Below are 24,572 nucleotides of genomic sequence, written 5' to 3' on the forward strand. Positions count from 1 at the left end.
ATAGATTAAAAAAATTATACGATGTATATTTACACTTATCAATATATTTTTAGAATTTTATATAAAATGTATTATATTATTATCTATTTGTGCGCTTTATTTAAACGATATGGCTCTTTTGTAGTATTGAATTTTGAGATATACTATATAAGACTATCAAAAAATGAAAAATTTCAGGAGGACTATCATATATGTTAAATAAAGTTTGGTTCCGAACTGGCATAGCTTTAATTATGTTGTTCATACTCATCAAACTATTTATGCAAGTACATGAAGTATTTACCCCTATTGTTACCATTATTGGATCTGTTTTCCTTCCATTTATTATTAGTGGTTTCTTATTTTATATATGTTTACCATTTCAAAATTTATTAGAAAAATGGGGATTTCCAAGATGGGCTAGTATTGTAACTATATTTGTCGTGTTAATAGCAATAATTGCTATAGTTGTAGCCTTTATTGCACCAATCTTAATTTCAAATATGAATAATTTGATTAAACAAACACCAGCATTACAAAGAGAAACTGAGCGTCTGGTTAATTTCGCACTAACTCAAATTGATAAATTACCAAATGATGTCACTCACCGTATTAATAATATGGTTAAATCAATGGGTGATGGCGTAACAGATGTCTTATCAAACTCACTTTCATATATCACATCATTAATTTCTACTATTTTCTTATTGATTATGGTACCGTTCTTCCTTATTTATATGTTAAAAGATCACGAAAAATTCATTCCAGCAGTTGGTAAATTTTTCAAAGGAGAACGTAAAGTATTTGTAGTAGATTTATTGAAAGATTTAAACTACACGTTGAAGTCATATATCCAAGGACAAGTAACAGTTAGTGTTATTTTAGGTATTATCTTATATATTGGTTATACAATTATTGGACTACCTTATACACCATTATTAGTATTATTTGCTGGTGTAGCTAATTTAATACCATTCTTAGGTCCATGGCTTTCATTCACGCCAGCAGCTATTTTAGGTATTATCGATGGTCCGACGACTTTTGTTTGGGTGTGTGTTATCACTTTAATTGCACAACAATTAGAAGGAAATGTCATTACACCAAATGTTATGGGTAAATCACTAAGCATGCATCCATTAACAATCATTGTGGTTATTTTAGCAGCTGGAGATTTAGGTGGTTTTACACTAATATTAATCGCTGTACCTTTATATGCAGTATTAAAAACAATAATTAGCAATATCTTTAAATATCGTCAACGAATTATCGATAAAGCGAATAGTAACGTTAAAGATTAGATATTCTTTCACATAACATAAAATTATAACTAAAAAAAGCTGTGAAGAGGCCTATAGCCTTCTTCACAGTTTTTTATTATTTTCCAATTCTTCTTTCAACTAATCACATAAAACAAAAACCAAGTGAGTTGTATAGACATCTCACTTGGTCATTTGATTTATTTTGTAGCTTTCGTTTTAAAATTCCTAGCTTTATTATTTAATTGCGTGGTATCCACCATCAACATGGATGTTTTCACCTGTAACACCGCTAGAAAAATCACTTAATAAGTAAGCCGCTGTTTTACCTACTTCTTCTTGGTCAACGTTACGTTTTAATGGTGCACGTTCTTCAATTTCTTTAAGAATTGTGTTAAATCCACCTACACCTTTAGCACTTAAAGTACGAATAGGACCAGCTGAGATTGCATTTACACGGATGTTATCTTCACCTAAGTCTAGTGCTAAATATTTAACATTTGCTTCTAAACTTGCTTTAGCTACGCCCATAACATTATAGTTTTGTACAGCAAATTCTCCACCTAAATAAGTTGTAGCAACAATGCTTCCACCTTCAGGCATTAATTTTTTAGCTTCATTTGCAACAATAGTTAGTGAATATGAACTAATATCTTGCGCTAATAAGAAACCTTCTCTTGATGTTTCAGAGAAACGTCCTCTTAAATCTTCCATGTTGGCAAAAGCAATTGAATGATAAACGCCATCAATATTGCCTACATCTTCACCGATGTTAGCAAAGCCATTAATAACATCTTCATCACTTTGAACATCGATTTGATATAAACGTTGTTCTGATTGATTAAGTTGATCTAATAATTTTTCTAATTCTTTACGGCTTCGATCTTTACGATATGTAAATACTAATTTAGCACCTAGTTGATCTAGTACTTTGGCAACGCCAAAACCAATACTACGTTTATTGGCAATTCCCATAATGACATAAGTTTTATTTTCAAGATTTAACATGCAAATAACTCCTTTTAATAAGATATATAATAAATCATTTCAAACGTTTCTAAATTTTTCACTCAATATATTTTAACATTTTTAGTACCTGATAATAAAGCATTTTAGATTTACTCTATAGTTCACACTATACTTATATTAAATTTCATATTATTTATATAATTAAAAAGATCTGTAAGTATGATGTATACTTACAGACCCATAATCCTTTATTAATAATAGAATTCTAATTCTTGTTTTAACTCATCTACATATTCTTTTGAACCTGTCACAATAAGTCTATCTTTATAACGTAATTGCGTATCACCATGAGGAACAATGGAATCATTATTGCGCACAATTCTTACAAAAATAATATCTCCACCGAATGGGAAATTTCGTAATTGGATGTTCTCATATTTATAATTCAACATTTGAATTTCATATAGAGATGTTTCTACATTACTTAATAAGTTAAGCATATTCGGCGTTTCAATTAATCCTTTAAGTAATATTTTATTACTTAGATAATTACTAAATATTTCTATGCCTAACGATTTCATTTCTATGTCTTCATTTGTACTTTCAAGTCTACATATCACTCGTTCTACGCCATGTTCTTTAGCCATCAAAGCGACTTTCCGGTTAATTTCATCATCATTAGTCGCACATACAACGATGTCACGATCGAATAACCCTAATCTTTCAAGTATTCCTTGTTCATAATCAGCGATTTCGACCATAGTAATTTCATCGGATAATTTACGACTATCACTTAAATCTTTACGATAATAAAGTGAAATGTCATACAATTGGGAAGTTAAATTCTGTACGATAGGAATAGTCAGTTGGTTTTTACCTATCAAGCTTACCTCAATACGACGATTCATTTCATTAGGTACTGGGAATAGCTTTTTAAAAATAACAGGCACAAAGACACAAGTAATGACTGCACTTAAAATAAGTAACCCTGATGTTTCTGCTGAAATTGTCTTTAATTGTTCAGCGATTTTAGCTGCAGCAATAACTAATGATAGCGTTGACGTTAATAAGAATGCTGAAGCAACAGTCGTCTTCATATCAAACCATCGTTTTATAAGAAATACTGGAATTAGCTTAGATACTATAAAAGCCAAAATTAAAATAGGTATAATGATTAATAATGATGGTTCTTTCACTAATGATGGAATGTCTAAATCTACACCCACCATAATAAAGAATATAGGAATGAAAAATCCGTATCCAAATGAGTCTAATTTCTCAACCATTTCTTCATCAGGATTTAATAATGATACAACTACGCCAGCTAAGAATGCACCAAGTATGTATTCAGCACCAACACCTTCTGCTAATGCAACAAGTAATATAATCAATGCAAATACGGCACGTATACCAATTTGTGTAGTACCACCCATTAATTTTTGTAAAAATGACATTCGTTTAAATAGTACTCCAATCACGTAGAAAATAATTGTAAATACTACCAAAATGCCTGTAAGCCAGATGGTACTACCACCGTGACCGTTAACCGCACCATAAATTGTTAGTAATATCATTGTTACTAAATCGGCTAATACCGCAACTAACAAGATAAATTGTCCAATAGTCGTTCTCATTATATTCATTTCTTTTAATGTCGGAACTACCACACCTAATGAAATAGTAGATATGATAATTATCATTAATAATACATCATCTATTAAACCAAACCATTTTAATGCGTATGCTAAAATAATTGAAACAATCATGATTAATGCAAATACTGTCATTGCGAGGTTTAAATGACCTGGTAATTTCTTCTCTTCTTTTCTTTCACCTTGTCGAGGACGAGAATCTTTTTTAAAGGCGTTAAAATCAATTTCTAATCCACTTAAAAACATTAAAAAGATAAAGCCTAATGTTGATAAAATACTAAGCATAGAATCTTTGGTTACTAAGTTTAAAAATGAATTACCTATAATTATCCCCATTAATATTTCAGCAACTACGACAGGTAAAAAATTAATATTCAACCTATTTATTATAATAGGTGTTAAGAATGCAGCTACAACTACAATCACAAGTGATAAGAACTCCATTAGTTCCTCCTTAAGTTAAATATGACATAAATGATGTTGCTAAGCCGAAATAAATTAACATACTTACAATGTCGTTAATTGTTGTAATAAATGGACCACTTGCAACTGCTGGGTCAATTTTTAATTTATTCATTAATAATGGAATCATTGATCCAACTAATGTACCAACTGTCATAGCACACGTTAAACTGCCACCAACAATGACTGCTAATAAGGGTTGTCTATAAATAGCAATAATTATAATGATTAAAATGATGGAACAAACAATTCCTGATAAAAAGCCACTTCCCGCTTCTCTTAAAGCAACTTTAAATTTACTTTGTTCGTCGATATCACCAGTTGAAATATTACGTACAGATACGGCTAAAGATTGCGTACCAGAATTACCTGACATCCCACTAATAATTGGTATAAAGGCTGCTAATAAAGCGACTTTTGCTAAAGTGTCTTCAAAGCTACCTAAAATTGTTGCAGTAATCATACCTAAAAACGTTAAAATGATTAGCCAAGGTAAACGTTTTGTTGCCGTTTTGATTACTGAATCATTAGTAGAATCAATATCAGAGACACCGGCTAAACGAGAGTAGTCTTCACTTGCCTCTTCATCCATAACATCTAAAATATCATCAATTGTAATAATACCTAATAGATGATTTTGGTAATCAACAACAGGTACTGCAATGAAATCATAGTCTCTCATTGTTTGTGCAACGTCTTCTTGGTCAGTTGCGACATCTACACTAATAACACGTTCACTCATCACATCTTCAATATAAGCATCGTTCTCAGCTGTGATTAAATCTCTTAAAGATAAAACCCCAACTAATTGATCATCTTCATTGATAGCAAAAATCACGTAAATTGTTTCAGCATTTGGCGCTTGTTCTTTAACATGCATTAATGCTTCTTTAACAGGAGTAGTAGATTTTAATGAAAGATATTCTGTTGTCATAATACCGCCGGCGGTATCTTCTTCATAATGTAGTAATGCCTTTATTTCATTGGCATCTTCTTTATTCATTAATGTAAGTAAACTAGCGACTTTAGGTTTAGTTAATTCGTTTAAAATGTCTACTGCATTATCGTATGACATTTCTTCTAAAATATGACTTGCGTAGTTTGCATTAATTTTTTCAAATAATTCTTCGTAATCCTCATCGTCTATATCCAAGTGATCAAAGAAATCAGCAACTTCTTGTGGTGATAAGAATTGGAATATTTTTTGTCTATTCTCATCATCAGTGTCTTCAAAGTATTCACTTTGTTCGTAATTATGCATTGATAAAAATTCTTCTCTAAATGCATCTATATCTTCATTTTGTAATAATTGATCTAATAAGTCTTTATCGTACACATCTTCGCTAGCGTATTCTTTCTCTTTCATTTCTGTGTCGTTAGACAATTTAAACACCTCCAAAATGCTTTTTATATCATGTCATACCATTGATTTAGTTGTTTATAATCAGTTGTTATTTCAATTGTATTTTTACTTACTGGGTGTTCAAATGTTAGTTTGTAACACTGTAAACATTGCCCCTCTATTTTATCATGTTTACCACCGTATAATGTATCACCAATTAAAGGATGACCTAAATGTTGAAAATGCACCCTTATTTGATGAGTCCGACCAGTACATAATTGGACTTCACATAAACTTACATGACTCTTTTGTTTAATCGTCTGATATATGGTTTTAGCATACTTACCATTTTCTGATACTTGTCTTTCAATAATACTATGACTAGTTCTTGAAATGGGCGCTTCAATCACATCACTTGGTTTTGTTAAACCATGGGCTAAACATATATATTTTTTATTCATATTAATTTTTGAAAATAAGTAATGAATATATCCATATTTTGCAAATAAAACAATACCAGTCGTATTACGATCTAATCGTGTAACAATATGTGGGTTAGTATTTTCACCTTTGTCTTGTAAATAACCTAAAACTTGTTCAACTAAGCTCTCATGTGGATGTTCACGAGAAGGTGCACAATTTTGTCCATTAGGTTTGAAGACAATAATAATATAGTCATCTTCAAATAAAATATCTAATGGTTTCAAATATGGAACTAAGTTAGCGCTCGGAACTTCCTTTGGTAAACGCACTTCTAATTTGTCATTGATATCAAGTTCAAACCTTACTGTTACAGGTTTATTATTTACAAGTAAAGCGCCATTAGTTTTAATGGCGCTAATCGTTTTCTTAGAAAAATCATGTCGTTTTAAAAATGTTTTAAGCGTTTCTTTTTGCGTAATTGTATAACGGAATATCATATTTCATCATCACTTGAAATAAAGGAATCGTGTACCCTTTTCCAAAATGGGAATGGTCTAAAGCGTGCAAACCTTACTTTTTCATTTGCTACTCTATATTGAATCGCATTCACATTTTTATGTTTAATGCTGACATGGTCAATAGTCGTACGTATCGTATCATGATTCACTGGGGTAATAAGACAAGTATGATGTTTAGGTAACACAAGTGGTGACCCTACCGTTCTAAACACGCGATTGTTAATTGACGCAATCTCAGCAATTTGCATTGCTTCAAGAGAAGGATGAATTAACGCTCCACCTAATGCTTTGTTATAGGCTGTAGAACCTGATGGTGTAGATATACACAAACCATCACCTCTAAAACGCTCAAAATGTTTTCCACGAATATTAACATCCACAACTAATGTTGATCCATTTTCAGTTTTCATGGTTGCTTCATTCAAAGCTAAGTACCTTGTTTCATAACCATTATTATTATATCGGACTATGATTTCTAATAATGGATATTCAATGACTTGAAATTCTGAATTGTTAATTTCAATAATCAATTTTTCGACTTCATGAGGTAACCAATCAGCATAAAATCCTAAATGGCCAGTATGAACACCGACAAATGCTACTTTCGATAACATATGACTATACTGATGAAAGGCTTGAAGTAAAGTACCATCGCCACCAACTGATATGACTATTTCTGGATTTTCTTTATCTTCAATCATTTGAAAGTCTTTCATATGGCTAATCATTTTATGCTTTAACGCATTGGATTTCGAATCGCCTTTAGTTAGGATTGTATAACGCATCTTTACACCTCATTAGTCATTTTCATGCTTTTTTGCACGCTTTTGAGTATAGTATTTTTGTGCTTCTTGAATTTCATCTTTGATTTCAGACATTTCTTCATCTAATAAGTATGCCGCTTCAGCTGCTCTTTCTAAACGATGTTGTATCTCACTTGGATAATCCCCATCATATTTATAACGCAATGTATGCTCAATCGTTGACCAAAAGTTCATTGCCAATGTTCTAATTTGAATTTCAGCTAATATCGACTTTTGTCCACTCAATGTTTCAATTGGATATTCAATGATGACATGATAAGAACGGTAACCACTTTCTTTAGTATTACGAATATAGTCTCTTTCTTCAATGACGCTAAAGTCTTTACGTTGACGTAAAATATTGACAACTACATCGATGTCATCAACAAATTGACACATAATTCGTAACCCAGCTATGTCATACATTTCTTCTCTTAATCTATCAAATTGAATTCCACGTTTATTGGCTTTATCAATTATACTTGAAATAGGTTTTACGCGGCCTGTTACGAATTCAATGGGAGAACTATGTTCACTAATTTCATATTGTCTACGTAATCCTTTTAATTTTACTTTTAATTCATTAACGGCCTGTTTATAAGGTGTTAAAAATTGATCCCACTGGTTCATATTCATTCACTCCGCTTCATTCTAGTTCAAAAGTTTTTTCAACAGCAGAAACAAACTCCTTACCATAGTTATTATTACCTTCTATATTATCCAATATGTAATCTAATTCTTCTTGGAAATGTTTAAGTTCTAACGTTTCATTTACGACTAGTTTTTTACCTTTATTTTCATGTAGCATTGACCATGTTTCTTCAACAAAGATCAAATACGAATAGGATTGTCCATCATCTAATATGTATGCAAATCCGTAGTTATCACTGTCAACAAGCATTTGTCCTACTTCTTCTAATCCTTCAATAGAATCTTCTGAATAACAATAAATTGTATCATCTTTCACTTTTATCTCATTTATATATATACGCATGCTTGCCCCTCCTTATTCCATATTAGTTTAACATAATTTGGCCATTCAACACACATATCTATGCCATTATTCTTACATTATTATTAGGTTTATGATTGTTCAGATTAAAACCAAAAGTATATGTCTGATATTATTAAAATATATGTAAAATTGTACATCGTCAAAATGATCAAAATTACTTTAAATCATAGATAATTTACGGCATAATATTGATAAATTTAAAATAAATACAAAGAAAAGTATCGGGGTGTATCTCTATCATGGCAACTAATAATGAAATTGAATTTAAACAAATACTAAATGAAAATGTTTATAATGACATTAAACACAAATACTTTAAGGACGATACTCCTTTTAAACAAATTAACTATTATATTGACACTGAGGATTTTAAATTAAAATCAAATCAGTCGGCTTTAAGAATACGTGTGAAAGACGATACTTATGAAATGACGCTTAAGGTTCCAGCAGAAGTCGGTTTAACAGAATATAATTTTGATGTATCTATAGAACCTAAAATTAATAAAGTAATTAGCCACGATCAATTACCATCAGATATTAGACATATTATATCTGAAAAATATGGCATTCAAGATGGTAGTTTATCTATTTTAGGTGCATTAACAACATATCGAATGGAAACCAATTATAAAAATGAATTACTTGTACTGGATAAAAGTGAATATCTGGGCACTGAGGATTATGAACTTGAATTTGAAGTTAACCAATATGAAGAAGGATTAATAAAATTCAACGAGTTACTTCAGTCATTTAATCTGACTCACCAAAAACCATTGAATAAAGTTCAACGATTCTTTGAACGAAAAAAAGAATTATCTTAAATTAGCAAAAAATAGCTATAATGCAAATTACTTTCATATGTAAAAATTCATGTTATATTAGATATATATTAATGGAACACGGTGATAATATGCCTAGAACACCTTATGACATCATCGGGCAAGACGCACTATATCAAATGATTGATCATTTTTACTCGTTAGTTGAACAAGACGATAGAATTAATCATTTATTCCCTGGTGATTTTAAAGAAACGAGTCGAAAGCAAAAACAATTTTTAACTCAGTTTTTAGGTGGCCCTGATTTATATACTCAAGAACATGGACACCCCATGTTAAAAAGACGACATATGGAATTTACAATTACTGAATTTGAACGCGATGCTTGGTTAGAAAATATGTCTATTGCGATTACCCACGCTAATTTTCCCGCTGGGGTTGGAGACTATTTATATGAAAGATTGCGACTAACAGCTAATCACATGGTAAATTCCGAAAATTAATTGTAGGTGAAATGACATGGCTGAAGAGTTAAGAGTAATGGAGAATAAGAGTTGTGAAGATGCAAATACTGATCTATCACCTGTATGCAAAATAGAAATTTACTCTTTTTTCGATCCCTTTAGTAAAGATTGCTTTAAATTATCCGCAATTTTATCTAAATTAAGAATTGAATATAATCAATATATACGTGTTAGACATATTCTTAATCCTTCATTAAAAGTTTTAACAAAATGCCAAGCACAAAGCACCTCTGATTTTGATAATATTGCCCTTGCTTATAAAGCGGCTGAATTACAAGGTCGTTTAAGAGCTGAGCGTTTTATTCATTTAATGCAAAATGAAATTATTCCAAAGCGTGATATTATCACTGAAGAAATGATATGTGATTGTGTAAAAAATGCTGGAATAGATTATGAAGTGTTTAAAGAAGACTTACAAAAAAGTAAACTTACTGAAAGTTTAAAAGTTGACTTGCATATAGCACGTGAAATGGAAATTGAACAATCCCCTTCTCTCGTCTTTTTCAATGAAGATGTGCACGAAGAAGGTTTAAAAGTTGAAGGATTATATCCTTACCATATATACACATATATTATTAACGAACTTATGGGTAGTCCTATTGAAAAGAACTTACCACCAAAATTAGAGACATACATTCAACAAAAGCAACTTGTTACAATGGAAGAATTGCTTACTATATATGAATGGCCTGAGAAATTACTTAATAAAGAACTAAAAAAATTAATGCTTCAGCAAAAAGTTGAAAAACTTAATTATCCTGAAGGTAAATTTTGGAAATCAAAAATGCCCAAACCTAATTGTTAAATATAAATATTAATAAAGCCAACACAAAATGATTTTAAATAATCTTTTGTGCTGGCTTTTTGTTTATTCATTAATTGTATAATTTATGTATATTGTTCAACGTATAATTTTATAATAAATAAAAAAAAACGCCGTGTCTGATTACACGACGCTAAACAAAGGGGATGGGAGAAATTTTTTCACTTCAAACAAAGGGGTATGTTTGTTATGTGATTAATTTCATGTTCATAATATAACACGACACATACCCCATTTCAACCATTCAGTTTATTAAATTTTAAATTGTCACAATCTGTTCATAATGTAAGCGAATTCAATCATATTAAGCTTTCATTAGCTTTTCAAAAGCATCTAATTTTTGTTCAAAGACTTCACATGCTTGTTCAATTGGTTCTGGTGTTGTCATATCTACACCAGCATTTTTTAGTATTTCAATTGGATAATTTGAACTACCTTTTTTCAAGAATTCATTAATATATCTTTCAACAGCTGGTTGCCCTTCTGTCAAAATTTGATGACTTAAACTTTGTGCAGCACTATAGCCTGTTGCGTATTGATATACATAATAATTCATATAGAAGTGTGGAATTCGAGACCATTCTTTACTGATATCTTCATCAGTTTCGACAGCATCTCCAAAATATTGTTTATTCAATTTGGCATATTCTTCATTCATACGATTAGGTGTTAATGGTTCACCCGCTTCTTCAATTTGATGAATTTTATGTTCAAATTCAGCAAACATAGTTTGACGGAATAGAGTTGCTCTAAATCGTTCTAATTCTTGGTTTAGAAGTAATAAGCGTCTTTCATCGTCAAGATGTTTATCCATATAGTCACTTAGTAATGCTTCATTACAAGTTGAAGCAACTTCTGCTACAAATATAGTATAATCACTTAAGTTTGAAGGTTGGTTTTGACGACTGAAATAACTATGAGCTGAATGACCAAATTCATGAACTAATGTATATAAATCAGATACTGTATCTGACCAATTTAATAAGATGAACGGGTTTGTTAAATGCGCACCTGATGAGTAGCCGCCTGAACGTTTACCTTTATTTTCATATACATCTACCCAGCGATTTTCTAGTCCTTCTTTAACTACATTTAAATATTCTTCACCCATAGGTTCAAGTGCTTTTAACATCCATGATTTAGCTTCTTCATAAGGCATTTCAAATTTAACGTCTTTTACTAATGGTGTATATAAGTCATACATTTTCAAATCATCAATACCTAATAACTCTTGACGCAATTTAGTATATCTATGAAGTAAAGGTAAGTATTTGTGAACTGTTTTCACTAAGTTATCATAAACTTCTTCAGGAATATGATTATTACTTAAAGCTTTTTCACGTGCAGAATTGTAATGGTGTGTACGAGCGTTAAAGACATTTTTCTTAACTTCACCTGCTAATGTTGCACCTAAAGTATTATTATGTGCTCCATAAGCTTTATAAACATTTCTGAAAGCAGATTCTCTTAATACTCTATCATCTGATTCTAGATATTTAATAAAAGTACCTTGTGTAAGTGGATGTGCTTCTCCATCTTTATCTATAGCATCTTCAAATTCTAGATCAGCATTACTGAACATTCCATATACATTTGATGGTGTAGATAAAGCATCTTGAGCTTCAGTAAGTAATTTTTCAGTATCAGCATCTAAAATATGTGGACGTTTTTCATTAATAAGTTGTAAATCGAACTCATATTGTTTCAATTTATCGTTAGATTGAATAAACGATTGAATTGTCGCTTCATCAATTTGTAAAATCTCTGGCACTAAGAAACTCCATGCTGAACTGTATTTAATAATTAATTGGTGTGCACGTGATTCCATACCAGTATATTGATCATTAGCAGTATCTTGGTCTTGTTTAAGATGAGCATAAACATACACCTTCTCTAATTTAGTACCTATTTCATCTTCTAATGCTAATGCTTCATATAAAGTTTCGGCACTGTCTCCTAAGCGCCCTTTAAATTGCTCTTCTTTACCGATATCATTTTCAACTTCTTTAAATGCTTCTTCAAATGCTTCATTGTTTGGGAAAATCGTTGTTAGATCCCATGTATATTCAGGATATTTAAGTTCCTGTTCTTCTCTAGTTAATTGTTGATTCATAAATAAACCTCCTCGAAATTCTCAATAACTTAATTTTCTCATTTTAGTAGATAATTTGCACGTCTTTACTGTTAAGATTTATAGCATATTGATATTCCATTATTATCGCCTTAATAATCTCAATTTTAGCTTTTGTAGGATTTGAAAATTGTCTGAAATCAAGGCATTTTTCAAAGTATTGATAATTCAATCGTTTTTCTTTCTCTAATAACAATAATTGAAGTTGCCATTCGATAGGATGGGTTTTGATATATATTTGATGAGGTACGATAAATCCCACTTTATACGCCACCTTATCCTCAAACAATTGTAATTGATACATCGCACTTAAAGTAGGCTCTAATACTGAATTCTTCCAACGACATCGTTGTATATATTTTAAAATCTTTTGATTACTCAGTTTATAAATTGTATTTGAACTATGACTAAGTTTATTAGCCTTATCTAAATAGTTTATCAATGTTTGTCTTCTTGCTTTAAACGTCTTACCACCAATATGTTGTATATCTGAATAAACTATAGGTGACTTATCTTGTTCATTCCAAGTTAAAAGTCTCTTAGTTTCACAATCAATAGTACTTGCTTGAAAGTCACTTAGACTTAGCATCATTTTGCTTTTATCATATTTAATATCTTTAACAATCCATATGGGATGTAATCCAATACTATTCAGACCGTCACTACGTAGTCGTATCTTGGATAAACTAATCATAGAAAACTGTAATTCTAACGCTATTTTATCGTTAACTACTATATCTGGTAATTGATTAATCAATTTGTAAAATGGCTCAATTCGGACAGTATATCCTAATCGTTTTAACATAGTTGCTAATTGGTATTTTGCGTGATAGTGAAGTTCTGATTCACCTTTTGCACACCATCTTTGACTCTGGCTTTCATGTGCAAAATGAGGCATAACTTTTATTCCTTTTTTCAAAATTAATTTTGAATGGCAATGAGGACAATAATAATCCACATTTTTAATGGCATTTTTAGCTAAGATATGTTCATTGTTATGATTTAAAGCTACTAACATACGTTCACCTCATAAATATTAACGAAGCAAACACTATTTTTACTTTTGACAACATATAAGTTTAAAGAAGTCCATAAAAAAACGAGACATTTTCATGTCTCGTCTAAAATACTATTTTTATTCAGTTGCGTCAGTAAAATAACGACGCATTTGAGAAGTGACATTGTGACTCATAATGATTTTACCGTAGTCATTCAAGTACACTTCAGTTTTATCTGTTGGATAAGCAAATTCTAACAATTGACTATAACTATCATTAATTGTCTCTTGATCTACATTTTCATCAAAATGGATAGCATAATAATATTGTGAATCAATCATGTAAAGTAAATCTTCAAACTCTACTGTACTTTGATTGTTGTGATAAGCATAATTTATTACTTGCTCTAGATCTTCAAATTTAACTATGACAGTACGCATACTTGCTTGTTTACGCTGTCTTTGAGGTTGTTCTTGTTGTGCTTTCTTTTGTTGATCGCGTTGTTCAAATATATTTTCTACATTATCTTCACTTTCAAGTGTTTGAGCTAGAAGTTCATTTACTTGGTCATCAAATTGATCAAAATGATTATCATTAGCCATATTCATAGCTTCTTCATTTTTAGACTTAGAAATAGTCACTTCCACACCCTTTTCAAAGGCATGTACTTGAATCCATAATGGACCTTCAACAACAAAATCTTCTTCTTCATTGATTTCATCCATCATAGACCAAAAGAATTCTTCTCCACGTTTGCGGTTTGTCCATAAATCTTCACGACTAAAGCCACGCGCTTCTATATCGCTATATGTTATAAACAATTTAACTGTTGTATCATCTACGCGTTCTATTCTCATATCATCTCACTCCTTACAGTCGATGAATAGTAACCATATTGTATTAGAACGTGACTTAAATTACAATCTATTTGTTTGATTAAATTTAACTATATTTTTATGGGGTTCTTATAGTGTTATATTCCCCATTTTCATAGGTAAAAAACAACCATCTATGACTCAATTCAACTTCTATAATATACAAAAAACAACACCATTTCAAAAATAGTGTTGTTGTAATATCTTTTAGTAAAGTGATTAAATCACATAGTTATTAAAGTTATTAGTCAACCAAACGTTGAGCTTCTTGTAATTGGAACGTACGGACTTTTCTTGGTAAGAAACGTCTAATTTCATCTTCGTTATAACCAACTTGTAAACGTTTATCGTCTAAAATAATTGGACGACGTAGTAAACCAGGATTATCTTGAATAATTGAGTATAAATCTTGTAATGGTAAAGAATCAATATCAACATTCAATTTTTGGTATGTTTTAGAACGAGTTGAAATAATCTCATCAGTTCCGTCTTCAGTCATTTTTAAAATTAATTTAATTTCATCAATTGTTAAATGTTCAGAAAAAATGTTACGCTCCGTATATGGAATGTCATGTTCTTGTAACCATGCTTTCGCTTTACGGCAAGATGTGCAACTTGGTGAAGTAAATAATGTTACCATACATCTCACTCTCCTATAATTGGATTCATTCGTTATTTTTAAATATGTTATAGATTAAAGAAATTTATGTTTCTTTTGCTTTCTTAACCTTACATTTTACATTATACCCATCTAACATTAAAATTAAATGAGAAAATCCTAATTTTTCTGAGAAATTTTGAAATAATTCAAAATAGTCTCTCAAAATATTTCAATGCTTAAATATACATTCATCTTAACACAACTTACATTTTAAAGAAATACTGTTATAATGATATGTAAATATTATTTGAGAAAGTAGGCATCTTATATGGAAACATTATTTTCAGGCATTCAACCAAGTGGTATACCTACAATTGGTAATTATATAGGTGCATTAAAACAATTCGAAGAAATTCAAAATGACTATGAATGTTTCTTTTGTATTGTTGACCAACATGCTATCACAGTACCACAAGACCGCTTGAAGTTACGTAAACAAATCAGACAATTAGCTGCGATTTATTTAGCATCAGGCATTGATTCTGATAAATCAACACTATTTATTCAGTCAGAAGTACCAGCACATGTCCAAGCTGGATGGATGCTCACTACAATCGCTTCAATCGGTGAATTAGAACGTATGACACAATTTAAAGACAAAGCGCAAAAACGAACTGACGGAGTACCAGCAGGATTACTTACATATCCACCTTTAATGGCAGCTGATATCGTTATTTATAATACAAATATTGTTCCTGTTGGAGAAGATCAAAAGCAACATATGGAATTAACTCGTAACTTAGTAGATAGATTCAATAGTAAATATAACGACGTATTGACTAAACCAGAAATTCGTATGCCTAAAGTCGGTGGACGTGTTATGAGTTTACAAGACCCTACTAAAAAAATGAGTAAAAGTGACGATAACCAAAAGAACTTTATCTCATTATTAGATGAACCAAATGTTGCAGCTAAAAAAATTAAAAGTGCTGTCACAGATTCCGATGGTGTTATTAAGTTTGATCGTGACAATAAACCAGGCGTTTCTAATTTATTATCTATTTATTCAGGACTAACTAATGAAACAATTAAAGATATTGAAGCGAAATACGTTGGAGAGGGTTATGGTAAATTCAAAGGTGATTTAGCAGAAATTGTAAAATCATTCTTAATCGATTTCCAAGAAAAATATGAATCTTACTATAATTCTGATGAACTAGATGATATCTTAGATAAAGGTAGAGACAAAGCTCAAAAAGCCTCATTTAAAACGTTGAAAAAAATGGAAAAAGCTATGGGCTTAGGACGTAAAAGATAAATTATTATCGAAAATTAATTTTCCATTCAAAGTGTTTATACTTTGAATGGTTTCTTTTATACCAAAATTTCATAAAGTATTTTAGGGGGAATCTATTTTGTATCAATTTAGAAATGCCAAAATAGATGATTTAGAAGAAATCTTAATTATTGAAAACCAAGGTTTTACACCAGAAGAAGCAGCAACAAAATCAGCTTTAATAAAAAGAATTGAAATGATTAATGATACGTTTATTATCGCTGAATTGAATGAAAAGGTTGTTGGTTATATTAATGGACCGGTAATTAATCAACCATTCATTACCGATGATTTATTTGAAAGTATAGATGAGAATTCAACAACTGGAGGTTATGTAGCTATATTAGGATTAGTCATTGATCAATCACAAAGAAATCAAGGACTTGCTGGTAAATTACTAAATGAAATAGAACAACGAGCTAAAACACACCATCGTTTAGGTATAACATTAACCTGTAAAGAAGAACTGATACCATTTTATGAAAAATATGGTTACGTTAATAAAGGGGTTTCTAGTTCCCAACATGGTGGTATAAAATGGTTTAATTTAATGAAGGAATTTAAACATTAGTTGATCATAAATGATATAAATTAAATGGCGAAGAAAAAACGTATCGATACGCTTTTCTCCGCCATTTTTAATTTAATTATTTTTTCTTTTTACCAGTTTCTCTATCGATTGATTAACTATTTTCTTTACCTGCGCCCTTTAGGATTAAATGCATCTTTTTTAAACCTTCACCAACAAAATTAATACTTAAAATAGTTAATGTTATCATTAACGCTGGTGGCATCCATATCCATGGTTTTCCACTAATCACATCACCCTCTTGAGCATCACTTAACATATTTCCCCAAGATGGTATTGCTTTACTAATTCCAAATCCTAAAAAACTTAATCCAGATTCTACAACAATCATTCCCGCAAATGTTAAAGTAGCTTGCACTATCACAACACTTATTATATTTGGTAATAAGTGCTTAAATATAATTTTATGAGTAGGAGTACCTATAGATTTAGCAGCTAAAAAATATTCGTTTTCTTTTTCTTGCATAACCTTGCCTCTAACTAATCTAGCAATACCACCCCAACTCAAAATGATAATTACAAATACTAAAATAATCGCTGACCCGTATGGATTTTTAATCTTATCACCTAAAGCTGCATTTAATACAATTGCAAATATTAAGAACGGAAACAGCATCACAAATTCAGTAATTCTCATCATTACAGTATCAATAATGCCACCAAAGTACCCAGATAATGTACCTATTGTAATACCTATTATTAACATTCCTAAAGTTGAAATTATTCCTATACTTAAGGAAATTCTACCGGCATAAAGCAATCTGCTAAAGTTATCTCTACCACCTGAGTCAGTTCCTAAAATATTTTCTAGAGACATGTCACCTTTAATATTCAATAAATCTTGTTTATTTATAGGAAGTGGTGCAATCAATGGTGCTAATATTGAAATAATAATAACAGTTATCAAAAAAAATAAAGATATCATCGCAATTTTGTTATGATAAAACTTATTTAATGCAATTTTAAAAGGCGATTTTGACTTTTGATTCATAGTTGTCCCCCTTGTTAATTACTTCTAATTCTAGGATCAACTAAACCATATGTTATATCTGATATTAAATTTCCAAGTAATCCTAAAAATGAAAAAAATAAAGTTAAAGCCATCATTAGTGAATAATCTTGCCCAGTTACTGATTCTAAAAATAATTTTCCAACTCCATTATATGAAAATATAGTTTCAGTTATAACTGCTCCTCCAAGAATACTAACTATATCTGCACCTAAAAAGGTAATTATAGGAATCAAAGAATTTCTCAAAATATGTTTAAAGTAAATTTTATTATCTGACAATCCTTTTGCTCTAGCAGTTAATACATAATCCTTTTTAGAGTTCTCAATTATGTCGTTTCTTAGATATTGAATATAACCAGCCGTAGATAGTAATCCGAGTGTTGTAGCAGGTAGTATTGTATGATATAACTTACTGAGATAGTAAGCTAATGAACCTTCTTCTAAATTGATATCGACCGAACCTTGAAACGGGAAAATATGAAAATTAAATGCAAAAAGAAAAATTGCAAATACACCAGCAATAAACGATGGAATGGCTAACATTAGATAGTTAAATACTTGTATTGAATAGTCTCCAATACTATAAGCATATCTTCCAGAATATATTCCTAAAGCAAAAGAAATTACATAAGTAATAATTAGTGACACTGTTCCTAATAAAATAGTGTTAGGTAATCTTTCTTCTATTAAGTCAAGAACAGGCCGTTTATATTTTATGGATTCTCCAAAATCTCCATGTAGAATATTATTAGCCCATCTTATGTATTGAGTAGTTATTGAATCATTTAAACCCAGTTTTTCTCTTTGAGCTTCTATTGCTTCTTGTTTTACATTTGGTCCATGTTGCCCAGAAAATGGATCTCCTGGCTGAATAATAGCTAATGCAAATACAACCATTGATATTAAAATTAATAACGGTACCATTAGACCAAGTCTTTTTAAAATTAATTTAAGCATTAAATCCCCCCCACTTTCGGATAGAAACAAGCTACTTGATGTCCTTTTATATGTTCTTTTAATTTAGGCATTTTTTCTCGACATATTTCTTTTACATATGGACATCTAGTTTGAAACGGACAACCTTTTGGTGGGTTACTTGGAGAAGGTAATTCTCCTTTCAACAATTCTCTTTTCTTTCTACTAGAATTGAATTGTGGAATTGATGATATTAATGCTTGAGTATAAGGATGTAAAGGTCTGTTGTAAATATCTGAATCAGAAGCTATTTCTACAATATAGCCAAGATACATTACACCAATAACATCACTTATATGCTTAACCACACTTAAATCATGAGCTATAAATAATAAACTTAGATTAAATTCTTCTTGTAAATCCTTTAAAATATTTAATACTTGTGATTGAACTGAAACATCTAAAGCACTAACAGGTTCATCTGCAATAATAAGTTTAGGTTTTAATGCAATTGCTCTAGCGATACCCACTCGTTGACGCTGACCACCTGAAAATTCATGTGCATACTTATAATAAGCATCTTCATTTAAACCCACACATTTTAATAAATGTAACACTTCAGCTTTTACATCATTTTTATTTATCTTTTTATAGTTCAATATTGGTTCAGCAATAATGTTACCAATCATTTGCATAGGATTTAATGAAGCATAAGGATCTTGAAAAATGATTTGAAAGTTTTGTCTAGCTTCTCTTAATTTTCTCCCTTTTAAATGTGTGATATTTTCCCCATCTAAAATGATGTCACCTGAAGTTACGTCTTCTAAACGTAAAATAGACTTTCCTATTGTAGATTTTCCACAACCAGATTCTCCTACTAAACCAAAAGTTTGTCCTTTTTTTATATGAAATGAAACATCATCTACAGCTTTGACAAATCTTTTTTTATTAAATATTGAACTTTTAATTGGGTAGTATTTTTTAAGCTTTTTTACTTCTAAGATGTTCTCCATAAATTACCCCTCACTTTTATTGTCATATAAATGACAACGTACTAATCTATCCTTATCTTTCATAAATTTTGGATGGACTTTGTCACAAATTTTTATTTTTTCAGAACATCTATTTGCAAAACGACAGTGGTTATGACCAAATTCTAAGATAGAAGGAACAATTCCTTCTATTGTATCTAGACGTTCTTTAACTTCATCAAGTTTTGGTAATGTGTTTAGTAGTTTTTTAGTATATGGATGTTTAGGTCTTACAATAATATCTTCCAAATCACCATACTCTACAATTTGACCCGCATACATTACCATCACCTTATCACAAAATTCTGAAACAACACTTAAGTCATGTGTAATTAAAATAATTGCCATGTTATTTTCTTTTTGGATTTGTTTTAATAGTTCTAATATTTGAGCTTGTATTGTTACATCAAGGGCAGTTGTTGGCTCATCGGCTATTAATAGTTTAGGTGAACAACATATTGCCATTGCAATCATTACTCTTTGTCGCATACCGCCTGAAAGTTGATGTGGATAGCTATTTAATATTTCATCTTGTCTAGGTATACCTACCTTTGTTAATAAATCTTTAGCCTTTTCATACGCTTCTTTTTTAGATAAACGCTGATGTATTCTTATATTTTCAATAATTTGATTTTTTATTTTAAATACAGGATTCAACGCAGTCATTGGCTCTTGAAAAATCATAGCAATATCATTACCACGTAATTTATTAAATTCTTTAGCATTAAAATTATCAATTCGTTGACCTTCAAATATAATTTCACCATGTGTTATTTTAGAAATTTTCTCAGGTAAAAGATTAATAATAGATTTACTCATGATTGATTTACCACAACCCGACTCTCCTACAACTCCTAAAACTTCACCTTCATTTAATTTAAAAGTTATGTCTTCTACAGTTGGATGCCAGCTATTATGTATTTTTAATGATGTTTCTAATTCATTAATTTCAAGTAATTCTTTTTTCATACTGTCCCCCTAAAAAGCAACCTCGACACAATGTCGAGGTTGCATAAGATTAATTATCTTTTGTCATTTTATACAATGGTGAATCATTTCCAAGTTCTATATCGTAGTTTTTCACTTTATCGTTAGCGATACTAATAGATTTTATTTGTAAAATTGGCAACGCTGGTAACTCTTCATTCAAATATTTTTGCCATTTAACATAAATATCTTTACGTTTTTGTTCATTGTTTCCAACTTTATTAAAGTCTAACGCATCATCTAAATACTTATCTGATTTAGGCATTACTGTTCTCATTTCATTTTGTGGTCTATCAGTATGGTATAAGTCTGACGGATCTGGATCAGTACCGCCTGTCCATGATCTGAAGTAAACTTCCATATTTTTAGAAGCATTAGCTAAATCATCATTATATTTTCCAAATTCCACCATTTTTACTTTCGTCTTTAGTCCTACTTTTTCCCAGAAATCTTTTATTGCAGCTGTTCTTGGTTCAAAAGTTGGGTTTGTTCCTGCATAATGTTTTAAATTAATTTCAAATGGTTTACCTTTCGGATCTTCTCTAAATCCATCCCCATCTTTATCTTTATATCCTAATTTATCTAAAATTTTCTTCGCTTTATCTGGATCATAATTATAGTGATTTAATTCACTATCATTTGCTGCAATCCAATGAACAGAAGGTACGAAAGTATTTAACTCAGTGCCATATCCTTGGAAAAATGCATTTATCCATTTTTTTCTATCAAATGCATAAAGTAATGCTTTTCTTAGTTCTTTATCCTCATATTTAGGTCTAACTTTTCCAGTTTTGTTTGTAGCTTTATCATAATCATGAGATACGAATCCTATAAATGCATAATCAAGTCCTGGTGCTGATAGAACTTTTAATTTCTCTTTTGACTTTTTAGCTTCTTTAGCCATACTACCAGTTGCATTATTTACTAAATCTATATCTCCTTTTTCTAGTGCTTTTATCATCTGTGGTTGATCAATAACCTTTAATTCTATTTTATCTAGAGCAGGTTTGCCTTGCCAATAATCATCAAATCTTTCAAGTTGCACTGCCTCTCCTGGAACAATTTTCTTAACTTTATAAGGACCAATACCAATAGGGTATTTCCTAATTTTATCCGATTTAGCTAAATCTTTTACAGGAATATCACCGACATATTTTTTACTCAATAATGCGTCACTAGGAAATCCTGTTAAATAATTAACTTTTTTCTGATCAAAAGTAACTTCCATAGTATAATCATCTATTTTTCTAATACCGCTTATTGAGTTAGCTTTACCTTCATGTTTTTCTTTAGCACCTTTTATATTTTCAACACTTGGATAATATGATCCGTCATAATCTTTATCAGCTAAAACCTCTAAAGTGTATATCCAATCATCTATTTTTAGTTCATTTCCATCATGCCATTTGATTCCTTTTTTTATTTTAAATTCAATTTTTTTACCAGGATCTATATCTTTCCATGAGGCAATATATGGTTGAGATTTAATTTTTTTATCTATTTTTAGTAGGCCTTCATTAAAATAATTTACAACTTCAGAATCACTAGCATCTGAAGATAATATTGGAGAATAGACACCACTTGGTGCATGGCCAAGTCCTACCTTTAAAGTACCTCCTTTATGATTGGAAGTTTCAGTTTTTGAGACGTCTTTATTATTTTCTTCTTTACTAGTTCCACAAGCACTTAAAATAAAAATTGTTGTTAATATAAGTATGAAATACTTAGATATCCTCTTTTTCATAAATTTAATTCCTTTCGTAGATTCTAGTTGTTATTAATGTATTTTACTATTGATGGAAAATAAGACAAGTTTGTTTTTAGAATTTTCAGTTTTCAATGTTTTTGTTAAATTACTAATATATTGATTTTGATTTATTATTTAATTTACAGAATCAAAAAAATTTCAAAACCTAAAAAATTATTTATAACAGTCATCATATCTTTTCTATTTTGGATTTGGACTTCTCATACATGGACTGATTATATTAACGTCTTATTTTATGTATCTTTAATTTCTTTCATACTATTGTTTATTATTCTTTTAGTACAGGAAGGCATATTCGATGTCACTAGTTATGGTTTTCGACGTTTAACATACCAACTTTCATCTAATTCGAAAAAGAAAAGTATGAAAGATGATGCGTTTTTTAATCCTAAAAACGCAAAAAAGGAACACTACATGATTTCCTCATGGGTGCTCCCTAGTCTTTGTATTAATATATTGTTAGTTATCGTCACTATTATTGTTTCTTTCACTATTTAAAAACGCAAGTGTCACATTAAGCCGACACTTGCGTTTTGTATATTTTAGTCTTCGAATTTTTTGAAAATCAGTACTGCGTTATGTCCACCAAAACCTAAACTATTACTCATTGCATGTGTAATTTCTAAGTCTTGAGCTTCATTAGGCACATAATCTATATCACATTCTGGATCAGGTGTTTCTGCATGAATCGTTGGAGCAATTTTTGAATCTCTAATTGATAAAGCAGAGAAAATCGCTTCAATACCACCAGTTGCGCCAAGTAAATGACCTGTCATAGATTTTGTTGAGCTAACTTTTAATGTATTAACTGCATAACCAAAAGTATTCTTGATAGCTTGTACTTCGTATAAGTCACCCACTGGAGTACTTGTACCATGCGCATTTAAATATTGAATATCTTTTGCTTCAATGCCCGCATCATCAAGTGCTGCTTGCATTGCTCTAGAACCGCCTTCACCTTCTGGCGCTGGTGCAGTAATATGGTAAGCATCACCTGTTGTACCATAGCCCACAATTTCTGCATAAATTTTAGCACCACGTGCTTTTGCAGATTCAAGAGATTCTATAACTACAATTCCTGCACCTTCACCCATAACAAAGCCATCTCTGCCTTCTTGGAATGGACGGCAAGCCGTTTCTTTATCATCATTTGTAGATAATGCACGACTCGCACTGAAACCAGCAATAGCCATATGTGAAATAGGAGCTTCCGTACCACCAGTTATCATTGCGTCCGCATCACCACGTTGAATGATTTTAAATGCTTCACCAATTGAGTTAGTTCCTGTTGCACAAGCAGTTACAGTTGAGCCACTTGGACCTTTAGCACCTAAATCAATAGATACTTGTCCTGTCGCCATATCTGGAATTAACATTGGCACGAAGAATGGACTTACACGTCTTGGTCCGCGTTCAACTAATTGAGTATGGGCTTTTTCGAATGTTTCCATTCCTCCGATACCTGAACCAATCCACACACCAATACGATTTGCATTCGCTTTAACGTCTAACTGGGAATCTTGTACTGCTTCTCTAGCAGCAACAACTGCATATTGCGTAAATCTATCCATACGACGTGCTTCTTTTTTATCAATAAAATCTTCTACATTAAAATCTTTTAATTCGCCTGCTAGATGCACATTATAATTTTCAGTATCAATTCTTGTAATAGTATCGATACCATTAACTCCTTTTAGTGCATTCTGCCATGTTGTTTCAGCATCGTTACCGATTGGAGATAAGGCTCCGATACCAGTAATAACAACTCTATTATTTTCACTCATT

General features: G+C 30.7%; 23 protein-coding genes and 1 pseudogene. 7 read left to right on the top strand and 17 right to left on the bottom strand.

What is annotated here, in order from left to right:
• Positions 1 to 191 precede the first annotated feature (191 nt).
• Positions 192 to 1,277: a lipoteichoic acid biosynthesis protein CozEa gene (gene cozEa, locus LFT63_RS04040; protein ID WP_017637382.1), complete on the top strand. Its 1,086-nt coding sequence runs from the start codon at positions 192 to 194 to the stop codon at positions 1,275 to 1,277.
• 195 nt (positions 1,278 to 1,472) lie between these two features.
• Here cozEa and fabI read toward each other — a convergent pair whose 3' ends face one another.
• The 7 genes from fabI to LFT63_RS04075 form a co-directional block, all read right to left on the bottom strand.
• A complete protein-coding gene (gene fabI, locus LFT63_RS04045; protein WP_340768029.1) occupies positions 1,473 to 2,243 on the bottom strand; it encodes an enoyl-ACP reductase FabI in 771 nt (256 codons plus the stop codon).
• A gap of 212 nt (positions 2,244 to 2,455) precedes the next feature.
• Positions 2,456 to 4,300, bottom strand: a complete 1,845-nt coding sequence (locus LFT63_RS04050) for a monovalent cation:proton antiporter family protein (RefSeq protein WP_029055563.1) — start codon at positions 4,298 to 4,300, stop codon at positions 2,456 to 2,458.
• Between the two features lie 10 nt (positions 4,301 to 4,310).
• On the bottom strand, positions 4,311 to 5,684 hold the full coding sequence (mgtE, locus tag LFT63_RS04055; protein WP_371106437.1) for a magnesium transporter: 1,374 nt from the start codon (positions 5,682 to 5,684) through the stop codon (positions 4,311 to 4,313).
• 41 nt (positions 5,685 to 5,725) lie between these two features.
• Entirely contained in the window at positions 5,726 to 6,580 is an 855-nt protein-coding gene (locus LFT63_RS04060) for an RluA family pseudouridine synthase (protein WP_029055564.1), read from the bottom strand.
• Positions 6,577 to 7,386 carry an NAD kinase gene (locus LFT63_RS04065; protein WP_017637387.1) on the bottom strand — a complete coding sequence of 270 codons (810 nt, stop codon included), beginning with the start codon at positions 7,384 to 7,386 and terminating at the stop codon, positions 6,577 to 6,579. Before LFT63_RS04065 ends, LFT63_RS04060 begins: the two co-directional genes overlap by 4 nt.
• Positions 7,387 to 7,398: 12 nt before the next feature.
• Positions 7,399 to 8,034 carry a GTP pyrophosphokinase gene (locus LFT63_RS04070; protein WP_340768034.1) on the bottom strand — a complete coding sequence of 212 codons (636 nt, stop codon included), beginning with the start codon at positions 8,032 to 8,034 and terminating at the stop codon, positions 7,399 to 7,401.
• Between the two features lie 16 nt (positions 8,035 to 8,050).
• Complete coding sequence (locus LFT63_RS04075) at positions 8,051 to 8,398, bottom strand: UPF0738 family protein (RefSeq protein WP_017637389.1); 348 nt, start codon at positions 8,396 to 8,398, stop codon at positions 8,051 to 8,053.
• A gap of 260 nt (positions 8,399 to 8,658) precedes the next feature.
• On the opposite strand from LFT63_RS04075, the gene LFT63_RS04080 reads away from it, so the two are divergent.
• The 3 genes from LFT63_RS04080 to yjbH all read left to right on the top strand — a co-directional run bounded on the left by LFT63_RS04080 (position 8,659) and on the right by yjbH (position 10,527).
• A complete protein-coding gene (locus LFT63_RS04080; RefSeq protein ID WP_029055565.1) occupies positions 8,659 to 9,240 on the top strand; it encodes a CYTH domain-containing protein in 582 nt (193 codons plus the stop codon).
• 89 nt (positions 9,241 to 9,329) lie between these two features.
• The gene (locus LFT63_RS04085; protein ID WP_029055566.1) at positions 9,330 to 9,701 is read left to right on the top strand and encodes a truncated hemoglobin YjbI; all 372 of its coding nucleotides are present in this window, start codon (positions 9,330 to 9,332) and stop codon (positions 9,699 to 9,701) included.
• A gap of 16 nt (positions 9,702 to 9,717) precedes the next feature.
• A complete protein-coding gene (yjbH, locus tag LFT63_RS04090; protein WP_017637392.1) occupies positions 9,718 to 10,527 on the top strand; it encodes a protease adaptor protein YjbH in 810 nt (269 codons plus the stop codon).
• A 322-nt stretch (positions 10,528 to 10,849) separates the two neighbouring features.
• Here yjbH and pepF read toward each other — a convergent pair whose 3' ends face one another.
• The 4 genes from pepF to spxA all read right to left on the bottom strand — a co-directional run bounded on the left by pepF (position 10,850) and on the right by spxA (position 15,189).
• Positions 10,850 to 12,658, bottom strand: a complete 1,809-nt coding sequence (gene pepF / locus LFT63_RS04095; RefSeq protein ID WP_029055567.1) for an oligoendopeptidase F — start codon at positions 12,656 to 12,658, stop codon at positions 10,850 to 10,852.
• Positions 12,659 to 12,701: 43 nt separating this feature from the next.
• On the bottom strand, positions 12,702 to 13,694 hold the full coding sequence (locus LFT63_RS04100; protein ID WP_029055568.1) for a competence protein CoiA: 993 nt from the start codon (positions 13,692 to 13,694) through the stop codon (positions 12,702 to 12,704).
• Positions 13,695 to 13,811: 117 nt separating this feature from the next.
• Positions 13,812 to 14,531: an adaptor protein MecA gene (mecA, locus tag LFT63_RS04105; RefSeq protein ID WP_340768041.1), complete on the bottom strand. Its 720-nt coding sequence runs from the start codon at positions 14,529 to 14,531 to the stop codon at positions 13,812 to 13,814.
• Between the two features lie 262 nt (positions 14,532 to 14,793).
• Positions 14,794 to 15,189, bottom strand: coding sequence for a transcriptional regulator SpxA (gene spxA / locus LFT63_RS04110; RefSeq protein WP_002450775.1), 396 nt, complete (start codon positions 15,187 to 15,189; stop codon positions 14,794 to 14,796).
• Between the two features lie 289 nt (positions 15,190 to 15,478).
• On the opposite strand from spxA, the gene trpS reads away from it, so the two are divergent.
• Together trpS and LFT63_RS04120 are read left to right on the top strand one after the other, a co-directional pair.
• Entirely contained in the window at positions 15,479 to 16,468 is a 990-nt protein-coding gene (gene trpS, locus LFT63_RS04115; RefSeq protein WP_017637396.1) for a tryptophan--tRNA ligase, read from the top strand.
• 97 nt (positions 16,469 to 16,565) lie between these two features.
• Positions 16,566 to 17,057, top strand: coding sequence for a GNAT family N-acetyltransferase (locus LFT63_RS04120; RefSeq protein WP_340768043.1), 492 nt, complete (start codon positions 16,566 to 16,568; stop codon positions 17,055 to 17,057).
• A gap of 125 nt (positions 17,058 to 17,182) precedes the next feature.
• Here LFT63_RS04120 and opp4C read toward each other — a convergent pair.
• The 5 genes and pseudogenes from opp4C to opp4A form a co-directional block, all read right to left on the bottom strand.
• Positions 17,183 to 18,066 (bottom strand): annotated as a pseudogene (gene opp4C, locus LFT63_RS04125) (oligopeptide ABC transporter permease).
• Positions 18,067 to 18,080: 14 nt separating this feature from the next.
• Positions 18,081 to 19,043 (bottom strand): oligopeptide ABC transporter permease, encoded by a 963-nt coding sequence (gene opp4B, locus LFT63_RS04130; RefSeq protein WP_126568178.1) that lies wholly within the window; start codon positions 19,041 to 19,043, stop codon positions 18,081 to 18,083.
• Entirely contained in the window at positions 19,043 to 20,014 is a 972-nt protein-coding gene (locus LFT63_RS04135) for an ABC transporter ATP-binding protein (protein WP_340768046.1), read from the bottom strand. The genes opp4B and LFT63_RS04135 overlap by 1 nt, the downstream gene beginning before the upstream one ends.
• A 3-nt stretch (positions 20,015 to 20,017) precedes the next feature.
• Entirely contained in the window at positions 20,018 to 21,001 is a 984-nt protein-coding gene (locus LFT63_RS04140) for an ABC transporter ATP-binding protein (RefSeq protein WP_119622817.1), read from the bottom strand.
• A gap of 49 nt (positions 21,002 to 21,050) precedes the next feature.
• Positions 21,051 to 22,763 (bottom strand): oligopeptide ABC transporter substrate-binding protein, encoded by a 1,713-nt coding sequence (opp4A, locus tag LFT63_RS04145; RefSeq protein ID WP_340768049.1) that lies wholly within the window; start codon positions 22,761 to 22,763, stop codon positions 21,051 to 21,053.
• 159 nt (positions 22,764 to 22,922) lie between these two features.
• Between opp4A and LFT63_RS04150 the strand changes: the two genes are divergently transcribed.
• Positions 22,923 to 23,285: a DUF3899 domain-containing protein gene (locus tag LFT63_RS04150; protein WP_225880643.1), complete on the top strand. Its 363-nt coding sequence runs from the start codon at positions 22,923 to 22,925 to the stop codon at positions 23,283 to 23,285.
• Positions 23,286 to 23,329: 44 nt separating this feature from the next.
• On the opposite strand, the gene fabF is transcribed toward LFT63_RS04150, so the two are convergent.
• Positions 23,330 to 24,571, bottom strand: a complete 1,242-nt coding sequence (gene fabF, locus LFT63_RS04155; protein WP_340768051.1) for a beta-ketoacyl-ACP synthase II — start codon at positions 24,569 to 24,571, stop codon at positions 23,330 to 23,332.
• Position 24,572: the final 1 nt, after the last annotated feature.

It is taken from the genome of Staphylococcus sp. FSL H8-0121, from assembly GCF_038008425.1.
Classification (GTDB): Bacteria; Bacillota; Bacilli; order Staphylococcales; family Staphylococcaceae; genus Staphylococcus; species Staphylococcus pasteuri.

Bases quoted from the DNA above. Each gene is read 5' to 3' on its own strand.
- LFT63_RS04060 (WP_029055564.1), bottom strand. From the start codon at position 6,580: ATGATATTCCGTTATACAATTACGCAAAAAGAAACGCTTAAAACATTT.
- pepF (WP_029055567.1), bottom strand. From the start codon at position 12,658: ATGAATCAACAATTAACTAGAGAAGAACAGGAACTTAAATATCCTGAA.
- LFT63_RS04050 (WP_029055563.1), bottom strand. From the start codon at position 4,300: ATGGAGTTCTTATCACTTGTGATTGTAGTTGTAGCTGCATTCTTAACA.
- trpS (WP_017637396.1), top strand. From the start codon at position 15,479: ATGGAAACATTATTTTCAGGCATTCAACCAAGTGGTATACCTACAATT.
- LFT63_RS04140 (WP_119622817.1), bottom strand. From the start codon at position 21,001: ATGAAAAAAGAATTACTTGAAATTAATGAATTAGAAACATCATTAAAA.
- LFT63_RS04075 (WP_017637389.1), bottom strand. From the start codon at position 8,398: ATGCGTATATATATAAATGAGATAAAAGTGAAAGATGATACAATTTAT.
- LFT63_RS04080 (WP_029055565.1), top strand. From the start codon at position 8,659: ATGGCAACTAATAATGAAATTGAATTTAAACAAATACTAAATGAAAAT.
- cozEa (WP_017637382.1), top strand. From the start codon at position 192: ATGTTAAATAAAGTTTGGTTCCGAACTGGCATAGCTTTAATTATGTTG.
- LFT63_RS04085 (WP_029055566.1), top strand. From the start codon at position 9,330: ATGCCTAGAACACCTTATGACATCATCGGGCAAGACGCACTATATCAA.
- LFT63_RS04135 (WP_340768046.1), bottom strand. From the start codon at position 20,014: ATGGAGAACATCTTAGAAGTAAAAAAGCTTAAAAAATACTACCCAATT.
- mgtE (WP_371106437.1), bottom strand. From the start codon at position 5,684: ATGAAAGAGAAAGAATACGCTAGCGAAGATGTGTACGATAAAGACTTA.
- fabI (WP_340768029.1), bottom strand. From the start codon at position 2,243: ATGTTAAATCTTGAAAATAAAACTTATGTCATTATGGGAATTGCCAAT.
- opp4B (WP_126568178.1), bottom strand. From the start codon at position 19,043: ATGCTTAAATTAATTTTAAAAAGACTTGGTCTAATGGTACCGTTATTA.
- fabF (WP_340768051.1), bottom strand. From the start codon at position 24,571: ATGAGTGAAAATAATAGAGTTGTTATTACTGGTATCGGAGCCTTATCT.
- yjbH (WP_017637392.1), top strand. From the start codon at position 9,718: ATGGCTGAAGAGTTAAGAGTAATGGAGAATAAGAGTTGTGAAGATGCA.
- LFT63_RS04100 (WP_029055568.1), bottom strand. From the start codon at position 13,694: ATGTTAGTAGCTTTAAATCATAACAATGAACATATCTTAGCTAAAAAT.
- opp4A (WP_340768049.1), bottom strand. From the start codon at position 22,763: ATGAAAAAGAGGATATCTAAGTATTTCATACTTATATTAACAACAATT.
- LFT63_RS04070 (WP_340768034.1), bottom strand. From the start codon at position 8,034: ATGAACCAGTGGGATCAATTTTTAACACCTTATAAACAGGCCGTTAAT.
- mecA (WP_340768041.1), bottom strand. From the start codon at position 14,531: ATGAGAATAGAACGCGTAGATGATACAACAGTTAAATTGTTTATAACA.
- spxA (WP_002450775.1), bottom strand. From the start codon at position 15,189: ATGGTAACATTATTTACTTCACCAAGTTGCACATCTTGCCGTAAAGCG.
- LFT63_RS04065 (WP_017637387.1), bottom strand. From the start codon at position 7,386: ATGCGTTATACAATCCTAACTAAAGGCGATTCGAAATCCAATGCGTTA.